The sequence below is a fragment of the Luteimicrobium sp. DT211 genome, from assembly GCF_049844995.1.
In the GTDB taxonomy this organism is placed as follows: Bacteria; Actinomycetota; Actinomycetes; order Actinomycetales; family Cellulomonadaceae; genus Luteimicrobium.
Genome location: NZ_JBNCMC010000009.1, coordinates 83630 through 97835, shown reverse-complemented (window position 1 = coordinate 97835; position 14206 = coordinate 83630). Strand labels below are relative to the sequence as shown.

Annotated in this window: 15 protein-coding genes; 8 read left to right on the top strand and 7 right to left on the bottom strand. The window is 74.1% G+C overall.

What is annotated here, in order from left to right; translation table 11 throughout:
- The first annotated feature begins 203 nt into the window (after positions 1-203).
- Both clpX and ACLQ14_RS16920 read left to right on the top strand, forming a co-directional pair.
- A complete protein-coding gene (gene clpX / locus ACLQ14_RS16925; RefSeq protein WP_425815156.1) occupies positions 204-1505 on the top strand; it encodes an ATP-dependent Clp protease ATP-binding subunit ClpX in 1302 nt (433 codons plus the stop codon).
- 60 nt (positions 1506-1565) lie between these two features.
- Positions 1566-1892, top strand: a complete 327-nt coding sequence (locus tag ACLQ14_RS16920) for a chorismate mutase (protein WP_425815154.1) — start codon at positions 1566-1568, stop codon at positions 1890-1892.
- A gap of 7 nt (positions 1893-1899) precedes the next feature.
- On the opposite strand, the gene ACLQ14_RS16915 is transcribed toward ACLQ14_RS16920, so the two are convergent.
- Complete coding sequence (locus ACLQ14_RS16915; protein ID WP_425815152.1) at positions 1900-2799, bottom strand: dihydrodipicolinate synthase family protein; 900 nt, start codon at positions 2797-2799, stop codon at positions 1900-1902.
- A gap of 71 nt (positions 2800-2870) precedes the next feature.
- Between ACLQ14_RS16915 and ACLQ14_RS16910 the strand changes: the two genes are divergently transcribed.
- Positions 2871-3758, top strand: a complete 888-nt coding sequence (locus ACLQ14_RS16910) for a LysR family transcriptional regulator (protein ID WP_425815150.1) — start codon at positions 2871-2873, stop codon at positions 3756-3758.
- Positions 3759-3890: 132 nt separating this feature from the next.
- Positions 3891-5090, top strand: a complete 1200-nt coding sequence (locus tag ACLQ14_RS16905) for a Vms1/Ankzf1 family peptidyl-tRNA hydrolase (RefSeq protein ID WP_425815148.1) — start codon at positions 3891-3893, stop codon at positions 5088-5090.
- A gap of 45 nt (positions 5091-5135) precedes the next feature.
- On the opposite strand, the gene ACLQ14_RS16900 is transcribed toward ACLQ14_RS16905, so the two are convergent.
- The 4 genes from ACLQ14_RS16900 to ACLQ14_RS16885 form a co-directional block, all read right to left on the bottom strand.
- Positions 5136-5849, bottom strand: a complete 714-nt coding sequence (locus tag ACLQ14_RS16900; RefSeq protein ID WP_425815146.1) for an alpha/beta fold hydrolase — start codon at positions 5847-5849, stop codon at positions 5136-5138.
- Between the two features lie 42 nt (positions 5850-5891).
- Positions 5892-8672 (bottom strand): valine--tRNA ligase, encoded by a 2781-nt coding sequence (valS, locus tag ACLQ14_RS16895; RefSeq protein WP_425815144.1) that lies wholly within the window; start codon positions 8670-8672, stop codon positions 5892-5894.
- A 67-nt stretch (positions 8673-8739) separates the two neighbouring features.
- Positions 8740-9117 carry a VOC family protein gene (locus ACLQ14_RS16890; RefSeq protein WP_425815142.1) on the bottom strand — a complete coding sequence of 126 codons (378 nt, stop codon included), beginning with the start codon at positions 9115-9117 and terminating at the stop codon, positions 8740-8742.
- A gap of 32 nt (positions 9118-9149) precedes the next feature.
- Positions 9150-9554, bottom strand: coding sequence for a VOC family protein (locus tag ACLQ14_RS16885; protein ID WP_425815140.1), 405 nt, complete (start codon positions 9552-9554; stop codon positions 9150-9152).
- 108 nt (positions 9555-9662) lie between these two features.
- Here ACLQ14_RS16885 and ACLQ14_RS16880 point away from each other — a divergent pair, with 108 nt between their 5' ends.
- The 4 genes from ACLQ14_RS16880 to cofE all read left to right on the top strand — a co-directional run bounded on the left by ACLQ14_RS16880 (position 9663) and on the right by cofE (position 13083).
- Complete coding sequence (locus tag ACLQ14_RS16880) at positions 9663-10661, top strand: helix-turn-helix transcriptional regulator (RefSeq protein WP_425815138.1); 999 nt, start codon at positions 9663-9665, stop codon at positions 10659-10661.
- Between the two features lie 2 nt (positions 10662-10663).
- Complete coding sequence (locus tag ACLQ14_RS16875) at positions 10664-11662, top strand: TIGR03557 family F420-dependent LLM class oxidoreductase (protein ID WP_425815136.1); 999 nt, start codon at positions 10664-10666, stop codon at positions 11660-11662.
- Positions 11663-11704: 42 nt separating this feature from the next.
- A complete protein-coding gene (locus tag ACLQ14_RS16870; RefSeq protein WP_425815134.1) occupies positions 11705-12091 on the top strand; it encodes a hypothetical protein in 387 nt (128 codons plus the stop codon).
- Positions 12092-12204: 113 nt separating this feature from the next.
- Positions 12205-13083 carry a coenzyme F420-0:L-glutamate ligase gene (gene cofE / locus ACLQ14_RS16865; protein WP_425815132.1) on the top strand — a complete coding sequence of 293 codons (879 nt, stop codon included), beginning with the start codon at positions 12205-12207 and terminating at the stop codon, positions 13081-13083.
- A gap of 7 nt (positions 13084-13090) precedes the next feature.
- Here cofE and ACLQ14_RS16860 read toward each other — a convergent pair whose 3' ends face one another.
- Positions 13091-13495, bottom strand: a complete 405-nt coding sequence (locus tag ACLQ14_RS16860; protein ID WP_425815130.1) for a hypothetical protein — start codon at positions 13493-13495, stop codon at positions 13091-13093.
- On the bottom strand, positions 13495-14097 hold the full coding sequence (locus tag ACLQ14_RS16855) for an HhH-GPD-type base excision DNA repair protein (protein WP_425815128.1): 603 nt from the start codon (positions 14095-14097) through the stop codon (positions 13495-13497). Before ACLQ14_RS16855 ends, ACLQ14_RS16860 begins: the two co-directional genes overlap by 1 nt.
- Positions 14098-14206 lie beyond the last annotated feature (109 nt).

The window sequence follows — 14206 nt, the reverse complement described above, 5'->3', positions numbered from 1 at the left end:
GGCGTGTGTTCTTAACCCCGGGGGGGCCCCCCCCGCCCGCCCCCGCCCCCCCGCCCCCCCCCCGCACGACCGCCCCGACACGGCGGGGGCGCGCGGCTGACATCCGACGCTCCGGTGGTGTGCAATGGGACGATGAGGGACCGGCGGGCGGACCGCCGGTGCCAGCCCCCGCCTGCCGGGGGTCCGACGGACGGAGGCAATCCGTGGCCCGACTCGGTGATGGTGCCGACCTGCTGAAGTGCTCGTTCTGCGGCAAGTCGCAGAAGCAGGTCAAGAAGCTCATCGCAGGCCCAGGCGTGTACATCTGCGACGAGTGCATCGAGCTGTGCAACGAGATCCTCGAGGAGGAGTTCACCGAGGCGGTGGAGCTCGGCATGTCCGAGCTGCCCAAGCCGAAGGCGATCTTCGAGTTCCTCGAGCAGTACATCGTCGGTCAGGAGCCCGCCAAGCGGTCGCTCGCGGTGGCGGTCTACAACCACTACAAGCGCATCCAGGCGGGCGAGGCTGCCTCCGGGGCGCCCTCCTCGTCGTCGGGCAAGGCGGGCGACGACAACGGCCCCGTCGAGATCGCCAAGTCGAACATCCTGCTCATCGGACCGACGGGCTGCGGCAAGACGTACCTCGCGCAGACTCTGGCGAAGATGCTCAACGTGCCGTTCGCGCTCGCCGACGCGACCGCGCTCACCGAGGCCGGCTACGTCGGCGAGGACGTCGAGAACATCCTCCTCAAGCTGATCCAGGCCGCGGACTTCGACGTCAAGAAGGCCGAGACGGGCATCATCTACATCGACGAGATCGACAAGATCGCCCGCAAGGCGGAGAACCCGTCGATCACGCGCGACGTGTCCGGCGAGGGCGTGCAGCAGGCGCTGCTGAAGATCCTCGAGGGCACGCAGGCGTCGGTGCCGCCGCAGGGCGGTCGCAAGCACCCGCACCAGGAGTTCATCCAGATCGACACGACGAACGTCCTGTTCATCGTGGCGGGTGCCTTCGCGGGCCTGGACGAGATCATCTCCTCGCGGGCCGGGCGGCGTGGCATCGGGTTCGGCGCCAACGTCGAGCGCGACGACACGGCGGACCTGTTCGCTGACGTCATGCCCGAGGACCTGCTCAAGTTCGGCCTCATCCCCGAGTTCATCGGGCGCGTTCCCGTCATCACGACGGTGGCGCCGCTGGACCGCGGGGCGCTCGTCCGGATCCTCACCGAGCCCCGGAACGCGCTCGTCAAGCAGTACCAGCGCATGTTCGAGATCGACGGCGTCGAGCTCGAGTTCGACGACGAGGCGCTCGACGCGATCGCGGACCAGGCGCTGCTGCGCGGCACGGGCGCGCGCGGGTTGCGGGCCATCATGGAGGAGGTCCTCCAGCAGGTGATGTTCGAGGTCCCGAGCCGCGACGACGTGGAGCGCGTGGTCGTGTCGCGGGAGGTCGTGCTGGCCGGCGTCAACCCGACGCTCGTGCCGCGTGCCGTCTCGCGGCGCACCCCGCGCGAGAAGAGCGCCTGAGCCGCGTCCGTCGTCGGACGCGGGGCGGGGGCGCCAGGGCCGCCGTGGGAAGATCGGTCCATGCCCGAGATCCCTCCCGAGATCCTGACGCTCCGCGCGAGCATCGACAACATCGACGCCGCGCTCATGCACCTGCTGGCTGAGCGCTTCAAGTTCACGCGCCGCGTCGGCGAGCTGAAGGCGGAGGGCGGGCTCCCGCCGGCCGACCCGACCCGGGACCGCCAGCAGATCGACCGCCTCACCGCCATCGCCGAGGCGTCCGGGCTCGACCCCGAGTTCGCGGAGAAGTTCCGCGAGTTCATCGTCGCCGAGGTCATCCGGCACCACGAGCTGATCGCCGCCGCGCACGCGGACGCCGAGGTCCCGCCGCTCGACACGTACGCCTGAGCGACCACTACACCGGGTCAGCGACGAGGCTCACGGCGACGACGTCGTCGAGCGCGGACAGGGCCCGCTCGACGCTCGCCGTGCTCGCGGGCAGCAGGGGGAGCCGGACGTCCGCGGTCGGCAGGCGTCCCTGCGCGTGCAGCGCACCCTTGACGACGGCGGGGTTCGGCTCCGCGAAGCACGCCGCGGACAGCCGCGCGAGCCGCGCCCCCAGCGCGCGGGTGCCCGCCAGGTCCGGGACGCCCGGCCGGGTCCAGGACCCGACGAGACGCGCGAACGCTCCGGTCGCCAGGTGGGCCGACGCCAGGATCCCGCCCGACGCCCCGAGCGCGAGCATCGGCGCGAGGACGACGTCGTCGCCGGCGAGCACGTCGAACCCCGCGGGGAGCGCGCCGAGGAGCTCGACGGCCGCCGGGTCGACCGCGGTGCTGAGCTTGAGCCCGACGACGCCGTCGAGCAGCGCGAGACGGCGCAGCGCCCGCGCCCCGAGCGGCTGCCCGGTCCGACAGGGCACGTGGTAGACGACCAGCGGCACGGGGCTCAGCCGTGCCAGCGCGGCAAGGTGTGCCACGGTCCCGTCCTCGCCGGGGCGGACGAAGGGCGGCACGAGCGTCAGGGCGGCCGTGACCTCCGGCCGGCCGCGGAGCGCGGCGAGGTCGCCGGAGGTGCTCGCCCCCACGACGAGGGTCGTCCGGCGCTCGGCCGCTACCCTCCCGACGACGTCGAGCACCGCCGACCTCTCCTCGGGCGTGAGGGACGCGGGCTCCGCGGTGGTGCCGAGCGCGACCACCCCGGCCGCGCCGTCGTCGAGGACCTGGTGGGCGAGCGACTCGAGCGCGTCGAGCGCGACGGTACCGTCCGCGGCGTAGGGCGTGACGAGCGGCACGAGGACTCCGGTGAGCGCCATGGGCTCAGCCTGACGCCTCTCGAGCATCAGCGTCGAGCGCGAATTGCTCCACCAGAGCATAAGATCTGCTGATGCTGGATCCGCGCCGTCTTCGTCTGCTGCAGGACCTCGCCCGGCACGGCACCATCGCCGCCGTCGCAGGGTTCCGGGGGTACACCGCGTCCGCCGTCTCCCAGCAGCTGTCGGCGCTCGAGCGCGAGGCCGGCGCGCCCCTGCTCGAGCGCACCGGGCGCGGCGTGCGGCTCACGGCCACCGGCCGGGCGCTGGCCGCGGCGTCGGACGACGTCCTCGAGGCGCTCGAGCGCGCCGAGGCCGCCGTCGCGGCCGGCCGGGACGACCCGGTGGGGCGGCTCCGCATCGGCGCGTTCCCCACGGCCGTCCGCACGCTCCTGCCCGCGGCCCTCGTCGCGCTCGGCGAGCGGCACGCCGCGCTCGAGCTGCACGTCGTCGAGCTCGACCCCGCCGACGTGCCCAGCGCGCTGCGGGACCACCGGATCGACGTCGGGCTCGTGCAGGACTACGACGTCGTGCCGCGGACCACGTCGCCGGGCGTCGCGAGCGTCCCGCTCTGCGTCGAGCAGGTCCACCTCGCGATCCGCGGGCCCGGCGGCGCCCGCACCGTCGCCGACGCGCGCGACGAGCCCTGGATCCTCGCCGGTCCCGGCACCCTGTGCCGCGCGGCCGCCGAACACCTGTGCCGGGAGGCCGGCTACGAGCCCGCCGAACGGCACGTCGTCGACGACTTCACGACCGTCCTCGCGCTCGTCGCGGCCGGTCAGGGCGTCGCCATCGTGCCGCAGCTCGCCGCCGCGGCGGTGCCCGGCGTCGTCCGGCTCCACCCCGTCGGCACCACCCGCCGCACCCGCGTCGCGCACCGGGCGGGCGCCGACCGCCGGCCCGAGATCCGCGCGTTCACGGGGGCGCTCCGGGACGCGTCCGCCGCCGCGTTGGGCGACTGAGCTCGTCCGGTGGCGGGCGCGCCCGATCAGGACGACGCTGGGGGGAACCCGGGGCGCCGGCCCTCACGGATGGACTCGTGGGCGACTCCACCGAGCGGCCAGCGCCCGCCGTCGACGCCCGGAGGTGCGTACGTGAAGATCGACTGGCTGCGGCCCCTGGCCGGACAACCCGGCCCGTTCGCGACCGTCTACCTCGATGCCACGCGAGGGATCGAGGCCGCCGACCCGGATGTCGAAGGGCGGTGGCGGGTCCTGCGACGCGACCTCGCCGCCCAGGGCGCGCCGCAGGGGGTGTGCGACGCCATCGAGGCCCGCGTCCTCAAGCCGCTGCGGGTCCCCGGGCCCCACGGGCGCGTCCTCATCGCCACCGAGGACGGTGGGGTGCTCCTGGAGCGCGTGCTCGCCGTTCCGCCCACCGTCTCCCGCGCCGAGTACGGCCCGGTGCCCGTCCTGCTCGACGCCGCCCGCTCGGCCGACGAGTCCGTCGACTACCTCGTCGTCGCCGTCGACCGCGTCGGCGCGGACCTGACCTGGTCCTGGGGCGGCGACCCGAGCCACCAGCCCGAGCCCCTCACGGTCGAGGCCGGCCACGACGTCCTCAACAAGGTCCGCACCGGCAGCACCGCCGACAAGCGCATCGACCACCGTGCCGAGGACTCCTGGGAGCGCAACGCCGAGGCGGTCGCCCACGAGGTCGACCGCCAGGTCACCCAGCACAAGCCCGAGCTCGTCGTCCTGACCGGCGACGTCCGCGCCCTCGCCCTCGTCCGTGCCGAGCTCTCGCGGCAGACGCTCGACCTCGCGGTCGACGTCCCCGGCGGGTCCCGCGCCGCCGGCACCAAGGAAGGCGTGTTCGCCGCCCGGCTCGCCGAGGCCGTCACGGCGTGCCGCGACCGCCGCCGCACGCGCGTCATCGACGCCTACCGGACCGGTCAGGGGCGCGACGACGGCAGCGTCACGTCCCTCGGCGACGTCGTCACGGTCCTCCAGCGCGGCCAGGTCGCCGACCTGCTGCTCGCCGAGAGCTTCGGCGGGGAGGGCGAGCTCGACGACCGCGAGATCTGGGTCGGGCCCGAGTCGCTCCAGATCGGCGTCGACCGCGGCGACGTGCAAGAGCTCGGGGCCGCTGACGGCGTCCACCCCCTGCCCGCGTCCGTCGCCCTCGTCCGCGCCGCCCTCGGCCAGGATGCCGGTCTTACGTTCGTCCCGGACGGGGCGGTCGAGCTCGTCGACGGCGTGGGCGCGGTGCTGCGGTGGCACGACGCCGGCACGCCGAGCGAGGCGGCGCCCACGATGTCGGCGGATCGAACGCGGCTGCGCGACGTCGTCTGAGGTTCGCTGCTCCTTCCGGTGCTGCCCCTCGATCTCGGACGGTGCTCAGGCTCGAGACGCCTGCCGAAGACATGCCTCGGTGCAGAGGGAGCGCCACCGGTGCGGGTCGGTAGCCCAGAAGTCGTGGGCCACCCCGTCGACGACCTCGAACGTGCCGCGCGGCACCAGCTCGGCGAGCTGTCGCAACGGCCAGCTCGGCCGGATGTCGCTCTCGGCGGCGAGGAAGGCCATCGGCACGGCGGCGTCGGCGAGGCGGCGCCACAGCGTCGGCTCGTGGATCCAGACCTTGAAGTCGTCCCAGAGCGAGGCGTGCACCTCCGGGACCCAGTCGATCGGGACGGGCTCCTCGGTCGCCCGACCTGCCTCGTACGCCGCGGACCACTCCCGGTCGCGGTGGAGCCCGTGCCCTGCGATGCCCACCACGCCACGCACCCGGCCGGGATGATCCAGGGCGTAGCGAACCGCGAGGTCCGATCCCCACGAGTGGCCCAGGACGATCCAGTCCTCGGCGCCGGTCGCTCGTCGGACGGACTCCAGGTCAGCGACGGCACGCGCCATGGCGTGGGGTCCGCCCCCGGACCGTCCCACCCCTCGTGGGTCGGGGAACCAGCACCGGAAGCCGGTCGGTGCGAGGGCTTCGTCCGCCAGGTAGTGGACGCACCCTGGGCCGCCCGACAGCACGACGACGTCCGGGCCGGTGCCGCAGGTGGCCACGTGCAGGGTCACGCCGTCGTCCGTCGGCACGCTGATCGACTTCACGGCGTCACCGTTCCACGCGCTCGTGCACGCCCGCTCGGCGGCTCAGGCGCGGGGCTTCTTGGGCTCCGCCTCGCCGAGCTCCGAGCTCACGACGACGATCCCGCCCTGCACGGCCGGGTCGCCCTGGCCGTCGGTGGGCTCGACGATCTCGAGCGGACCGGTGACGCGCCCGGCGCCGCGGACGTCGTCGACGGCGGAGCGCACCCCGGGCTGGAGGGCGGCGGGGACGGCGACTGTCGCGGCGAGGATCGGGACGCGCATGGAGACCTTGGCCTCGGACTTGATCTTGCGCAGCGCGGCGAGCGCGTGGCCGGCGGCGGTGAGCACGACGGGGTCCGCACCGGCCGCGGCGCCCCGCAGCGGGGCGGCAGCGGGCCAGGGGGCGCGGTGGATCGACCCCTCGCGCCACCAGGACCAGACCTCCTCGGTCGCGAACGGCACGAACGGCGCGAAGAGGCGCAGGAGCGTGTCGAGCGCGATCGCGAGCGCGGCGCGGGCGGACGCCGTCTCGGGGGAGGCATCCTCGGCGCCCGCGCCGGCCCCGTAGGCGCGGTCCTTGACGAGCTCGAGGTAGTCGTCGCAGAACGTCCAGAAGTAGGTCTCGGTGATCTCGAGGGCGCGCGTGTGGTCGTACGCCTCGAAGGCCTCGGTGGCCTGCTCGACGACGGCCGCGAGCCCGGTCAGCATCGCGCGGTCGAGCTCGACGGTGACCCGCGACGGGTCGAGGGAGACGGTGTGCGACGCGCCGCTGTCACCGGCCTCGCCCTGCGCGGCCCCGAACGACAGCGCGAACTTGCTGGCGTTGAGGATCTTGATCGCGAGGCGTCGGCCGATCTTCATCTGGCCGACCTCGAACGCCGCGTCGGTGCCGAGCCGCGCGGACGCTGCCCAGTAGCGGACGGCGTCGGACCCGTGCTCCTCGAGGAGCCCCATGGGCGTGACGACGTTGCCCTTGGACTTGGACATCTTCTTGCGATCGGGGTCGAGGATCCAGCCGCTGATGGCCGCGTTCTTCCACGGCAGCGTGCCGAACTCGAGGTGCGAGCGGACCACGGTCGAGAAGAGCCACGTGCGGATGATGTCCTGGCCCTGGGGGCGCAGGTCCATCGGGAAGACGCGCTCGAACAGCTCGGGGTCCTCGAGCCAGCCGCCCGCGATCTGCGGCGTCAGGGAGCTCGTCGCCCAGGTGTCCATGATGTCGGGGTCGCCGACGAAGCCGCCGGCGACGCCACGCTGGGCCTCGGTGTACCCGTCCGGGACGTCGGTCGACGGGTCGACCGGGAGCTGCGCCTCGGACGGGGCGATCGGGGCGTCCCAGCGGGGCTCGCCGTCGTCGCCCACGGGGTACCAGACGGGGATCGGCACGCCGAAGAACCGCTGGCGCGAGATGAGCCAGTCGCCGTTGAGGCCCTTGACCCAGTTCTCGTAGCGCACGCGCATGAAGTCGGGGTGGAACCCGAGCTCGTCGCCGCGGGCCAGGAGCTCGGCGCGGAGATCGCGCACCGGCTCGCCCTCAGGGGACTGCCACTCGCGCCCGCCGTTGCGGATGTACCACTGGCGGCTCGTGACGATCTCGAGGGGCTTGTCGCCCTTCTCGTAGAAGTTCGCCTTGCGCTGCGTGGCGACCGGCTCGCCGACGAGGTCACCGCTGGCCCGCAGCGCGTCCACGACGGCCGTGCGGGCGGAGAACGTCGTCTTGCCGGCGAGCTCCGCGTACAGCGCGCGGCCGGCCTCCGCGGTGACCCAGTCGGGCGTGTCCTCGACGATGCGGCCGTCGCGGCGCACGACCGGGCGGGTCGGCAGCTGGAGCTCGCGCCACCACTGGACGTCGGTGAGGTCGCCGAACGTGCAGCACATCGCGATGCCGGCGCCCTTGTCGGGCTCGGCCGCCGCGTGCGCGAGCACGGGGATCTCGACGTCGAACAGCGGGGTCCGCACGGTGGTGCCGAACAGGTGCTGGTAGCGCTCGTCGTCGGGGTGGGCGATGAGGGCGACGCACGCCGGCAGCAGCTCGGGACGCGTCGTCTCGATCTCGACCGTCGCCCCCTCCGGGGCGTGGAACGAGATCTTGTGGAAGAAGCCCGGGTAGTCGCGCGCCTCGAGCTCCGCCTGCGCGACCGCCGTCTGGAACGTCACGTCCCACAGGCCGGGGGCCTGCGCCTGGTACGCCTCGCCGCGCGCGAGGTTGCGCAGGAACGCGGTCTGCGCGACGCGCTGCGAGGAGCGGCCGACCGTCTGGTAGTGCTGCGCCCAGTCGACCGAGAGGCCGAGGTGGCGCCACAGGGCCTCGAACTGCTTCTCGTCCTCGGACGTCAGGCGCTCGCACAGCTCGACGAAGTTGCGGCGCGAGACGGGCTGCTGGTCCGCGGCGCGGCCCTTGCCGGTCGACGCGTCGCCCTGCTGCGGCGGCTCGTAGCCCTCGACGTAGGGGAGCGACGGGTCGCAGCGGACGCCGTAGTAGTTCTGCACGCGGCGCTCGGTGGGCAGGCCGTTGTCGTCCCAGCCCATCGGGTAGAAGACCTCCCGGCCCTGCATGCGCTGGTAGCGCGCGACGAGGTCCGTGTGCGTGTAGCTGAACACGTGCCCGACGTGCAGCGAGCCCGAGACCGTGGGCGGCGGGGTGTCGATGGAGAAGACCTGCTCGCGCGTCGCGGACCGGTCGAAGGCGTACGTGCCCTCCTCGCGCCAGCGCCCGCCCAGCCTGTCCTCGAGCCCGTCGACGGAGACCCGGTCCGGTACGCCCCGGACCACGGCGTCCGTGGCTACGGCGTCGGCAGTGGTGGGGGCGTCGGGACGGGCGGACGTCGGGTGGAGGTCGCTCATGCCGGTCATTCTCCCAGATCGCGGGCGCCCGGCCGGCACCACCGCGACGTCGCGGACGACGCCGGCCTCACGGCGCGCCGCGCACGTTCCAGCGGTGCCCGGACGGGTCCACGAGCCAGCCGGACCGGGTGCCGCCGCCGTCCGTGGCGACCGGGCGGTCGGCACGTGCCCCCGCGAGGACCGCGGCGGCGTACACGGCGTCGGCATCGGGCACGGTGAGCACGACGGCGACGGTCGACGCCCCGACGGTCGCGGGCGCGACCGCGCCCAGGCCGGGGAACTCCGACGACACGAAGAACACGGCGTCGCCGACCCGGAGCGTGGCGTGCGCGACCTGGTCGCCGTCGTCGTAGCGCTCGACGACCTCCGCCCCGAACGCCTGGGCGTAGAACTCGAGGGCTGCCGGTCCGTCGTCGACGGTGAGGTACGGGGAGATCGTGGCCATCGACCCAGGATGGCGCGACGTGACCGTCGACGCTACGGCGCGGTCGTGGGCTTGTCCCGGGCGGCGGCGTCGAGCGGGGTGAAGAGGTTGACGAGGTTGCCGTCCGGGTCGCGGAGCAGGAGCGACCGGTTGCCCCACGGCATGTCCGCGGGCTCGCGCACGAGGTCGGTGAGGACGGGGCGCAGGCGTGCGTAGGCGGCGTCGACGTCGTCGACGAGGAAGTCGAGCACGACCGAGCGGTTCGCGCCGGCCTCGGCGACGCCCGACCCCATCGCGGGCACGGTGCGCGAGCTCGCGATCGCGAGGGTCCCGGTGGGCGTGCGGAGCTCCGCGAACAGCTCGTGCAGGCGCGTGGGCGTGGTTCCCGTCACCGCCTCGTAGAACGTGACGAGGCGGTCGACGTCGTCGGTGACGATGCGGGTGGCGGACAGGTTCACGGTGGGCCTCCTGGTGGTCGGGCGCGCGGCGACCCGCGCGCTCCGCCCTCACGTTAGGAAAGATAGGGGGCAGATCCGGTCCACTTGAGCGGGGAGATCGAGGAGATCATGAGCGTCACGGGGGCGGGGACGGGCGCGCGGATGCTGGCGCTGCTCGAGCTCCTGGAGTCGGGCGGCCTGCGGGGGCGTTCCGAGCTCGCGCGGCGCCTCGGCGTCGACGAGCGCACGGTGCGGCGCGACGTCGTCCGGCTGCTCGACGCGGGCATCCCGGTGGAGTCCCTCCGCGGCCGCTACGGCGGGTACCGGCTCGCACAGGGATACCGGCTCCCGCCGCTCATGCTGACCGACGACGAGGCGGTCGCGGTCGTCGTGGCGCTCGCCGCGGCGAGGGGCCGGGACGAGTCGGACGTGCCGGCGGCGACGGCGGCGGCCAAGATCCGGCGTGTGCTCCCCGCCCGGTCGGCCGAGCGGCTCGCGTCACTGCTCTCGGCGGCGGTCGTCCCCGACGACGCCGACGAGCCCGTCGCGGCGTCCGTCCTGCTGGCCGCGGCGGACGCGGTCAGCGAGCACCACCCGCTCGAGATCGTCCACCGCCGCCGCGGCGAGGCCACGGGCACGGCGCCCGCCCCGCGCGTCGTGCACCCGTACGGCCTGGTCCGGCGGTCGGGACGGTGGTACCTCCTCGGGCTCGCTCTCGACCGCGGGGCCGAGCGGACGTTCCGCCTGGACCGGATGGAGCGTGCGCGCGCGCTGCCCGGGCGCTTCCGCCCGCCGCCGGGCTACGACGCCGCCGCGCGCCTCGAGGAGCTCCAGGCGACGGGCTACCGCTACGACGTCCGGGTCCGGATCCGCGCCGCCGAGCAGGACGTCCGTCGGTTCCTGCCCGCCTCGGTCGCTCGGGTCAGCCTCGACGGACCGGGGACGGGCGACGGGTGGCTGCGGGTCGAGCTCGGCACCGACCGGCTTGACTGGCTCCCCGGGGTGCTGGCGGCGCTCGACCGGCCGTTCGTCGTCGAGCGGCCCGCCGAGCTGCTGCCGCTGCTGGACGAGTTCGTGCTGCGCCTGCGTGCGCGCGTGAACGAGGCACGCGCGGACGTAGGCTCCTGACCATGGGTCTGACGATCGGATACGTGGCAGAGCTCGAGCAGTTCCACCCCACCGAGGCCGTCGAGCTGTCCGCCTACGCGGAGCAGCACGGCTTCTCGGGCGTCATGGCGGCGGACCACTTCCAGCCGTGGGTCCCCGCGCAGGGACAGTCGCCCTTCGTGTGGAACGTCCTGACGGCGCTCGGCGAGCGGACGACGGGCGACATGGGCCCCGGCGTGACGGCGCCGACGTTCCGCTGGCACCCGGCGATGGTGGCGCAGGCGTCGGCGACGCTCGCCGCGATGTACCCCGGACGCCACTGGCTGGGCCTCGGCTCGGGCGAGGCGCTCAACGAGCACATCACCGCCCAGTACTGGCCCGAGGCGCCCGAGCGGATCAACCGGATGTTCGAGGCCATCGACATCATCAAGAAGCTGTTCTCGGCGTCGCTGGCCGGCAAGGACGCGAAGCACTCGGGCCAGTTCTACAAGCTCGAGTCGACCCGGCTCTGGACGATGCCCGAGGAGGCGCCCGAGATCCTCGTGGCGACGGGCGGCCCGGTGACGGCCAAGCGCGCCGGCCGGGTCGCCGACGGCCTCATCACGGTCGGCGCGCCGCTCGAGAAGATCTCCATGCTGTTCGGGAAGTTCGACGAGGGCGTGCGCGAGTCCGGGCGCGACCCCGAGCACATGCCTCGCGCGCTGCAGATCCACCTGTCGTGGGCGCCGACCGACGAGGAGGCGCTCGCCAACGCGATGCACGAGTGGCCGAACGGCGGCATGAAGTTCCCCAAGGCCGACATCCGTTCGCCGTTCGAGTTCGAGCAGATGGCCAAGCTCGTGCGCCCCGAGGACTTCGAGGGCCGGATGGTCATCTCGTCCGACCCCGACGTGCACCGCGAGGCGATCCAGAAGTACGTCGACCTCGGCTTCGACCGCGTGTACCTGCACAACGTGGGTCGCAACCAGCGCGAATGGATCGAGGTCTTCGGCCGCGACGTCCTTCCGAAGCTCACCCGCTGATTCCGGTGGGCGCCTCGGGCGGGCGGTCGGTACCGTCGCCGCATGCTGCCGTCCGACTGGGTGCCCCACCGGCGCGCCGGCGACCGTGAGGTCGTCGGATGGCTCCGGCCCGACGGCGACCGCTGGGTCGCCGTGTCCCTCCTGGGGCGCGACCTCACGGCCGCGGTCGAGTGGCCGGACGCCGAGGAGGCGCTCGAGGACACGGGGCTGGGATGGTTGAGCGGCGTCTGGCTGCTCGACCGCGACCACGGCGAGCCGGTGCGGGTGCGGCTCGTCGAGGTGACCCCTGAGCGCGTGGTCGTGCAGACCGACGACTTCGGTGCGATCGACGCGCCGGTCGAACGGCACGTCCTGCCGTGGCCCGCACCGGCCGCGCTGCGGCCGCGGGACGGTGTCGTGCCCGGGCTCGGCACCTCGCCGACGGGCTGACCGGTCTCCCGGCCCGGCGGTCACGAACCCGCCCAGCGCTGGACAACGTCGGCACAATGGACGCAGGGTCCGGCGACGGCCGGCCACGCACGACGCACGGAGAGATGAGGCGCATGGCGACGAGCGGTCTGTGGGTGCGGCCGGTGGAGGGCATCGGCGAGGTCGAGGCCGGCGACGACGTCGCGAGCCTCGTGGTCGAGGCGCTCACCGCGGCGGACGGCGGGGGAGAGCCGGGCGTCCCGCTCGAGGACGGCGACGTCGTCGTCGTCGCGAGCAAGATCGTCTCCAAGGCCGAGGGCCGCCTGGTGCGCGCGGACGACCGCGAGCAGGCCATCACGGACGAGACCGTCCGCGTCGTGGCCACGCGCGAGCACGCGGGCGGCGTCACCCGCATCGTGGAGAACAGGCAGGGCCTGGTGCTGGCGGCCGCGGGCGTGGACGCGAGCAACGTGCCGCCCGGCACCGTGCTCCTCCTGCCCGAGGACCCCGACGCCTCGGCCCGCCGCATCCGCGCCGGGATCGCCGAGGCCACGGGCCGCAGCGTGGGCGTCGTCGTCGCCGACACCGCGGGCCGCGCCTGGCGCCAGGGCGTCACGGACATCGCGATCGGCGCGGCCGGCATCGTCGTGCTCGACGACCTGCGCGGGTCGGTCGACCGCGAGGGCCGGCCTCTCACGGCGACGGTCGTGGCCGTCGCCGACGAGCTCGCCGCGGCCACGGAGCTGGTGCGCGGCAAGAGCGCGGGCGTGCCGGTCGCCGTCGTGCGCGGGGCGGACGCGTGGGTCACCGCGGAGGACGGGCCGGGCGCGCGCGCGATCGTCCGCCCCGCCGAGGACGACATGTTCCGCACCGGCAGCGCCGAGGCGTACGACGAGGGCTACGACGCCGGCTACGACGAGGGCGTCGAGTCGGGCCGGTCCGACGGCTTCACCGGCGGCTACGAGCAGGGCTACAGCGACGGCGAGTCGCAGGTGGAGTCCAGCGCGCTCTGATCGTCGCTCACGACGCGCGGTGCGGCCGCGCCAGGAGGACGTCCTCGGTGCCGAGCGGGCCGAGGAACGTTCGCGGGAACCAGGGGAGCAGCGCCAGCGCCTCTGGGCCGTGGACGAGCCGGAGGTCGTCGAGCCGGTAGTGCACTCCCTTGCGCACGAGAGTCAGCGTGCCCGCCGTCTCGCCGATGCGCACCCAGTCCACGCGCGACCCGTACGGCAGGGCGAAGACGGCGTCGACGCCGCCGTCGAGGCGTCGTCGGGCCATCGCCATCACGGGCGTGCGGTACGTGCGGCCGCTGCGCCGTCCGACGTGCTCGATCACCCCGAGCGGCGGCACCCGCTCCGCGACCGGCATGATGCGCGGGTTGAACCGGCGGCCGCCCTTCTCCGGGATCGACATGGGCAGGGGCATCAGCGGGCCTTCCTCGTCGCGGCGGCCTCCGCCTTGACCGCCTTCTTGGTCGCGCGGACCTCCTGGAGCGAAGTCTCGTCGACGACGTCCGCGACCGAGCGCCGCGCGCCCGGCTCGCCGTACGGGCCGGCGACCTCGCGCCAGCCGTCGGGCTCGACCCCGTACTGCTTGCCGAGGAGCGCCAGGAAGATCCGCGCCTTCTGCGGGCCGAAGCCCGGGAGCGCCTCGATGCGGGCCAGGAGGGTTTTCGCGTCCGGGGTGCTGCCCGACTCGTCGAGCGCTGTCCACAGGCGCGACGCCTCGCCGTCGTAGCGGTCGACGAGGATCCGGGCGAGGGCCTGGACGCGCTGCGCCATCGACCCGGGGAACCGGTGCACCGCCGGCGGCCGGGCGAAGATCGCCGACAGCTCGTCGGGCGGCGCGTCCGCGACCGCCCGGACGCTGAGCCCGCCCATCCGGTCCGCGATCTTCGCTGGCCCCGCGAACGCCGTCTCCATCGGGACCTGCTGGTCGAGGAGCATGCCGACGAGCAGGGCGAACGGGTCCTTGGTCAGGAGCGCGTCGGCGTCGGAGTCCCCGGTGAGGTGCAGCGCGGAAGGCATGCATCCCACCGTAGCCGCGGACCGCCGGTCGCGGGACGCGGCGATCTGCTGATCTCACGTCGTCGAGCAGCAGATCGCCGCGTCTCGACGTGGGGGCGCCCCGCTGCCT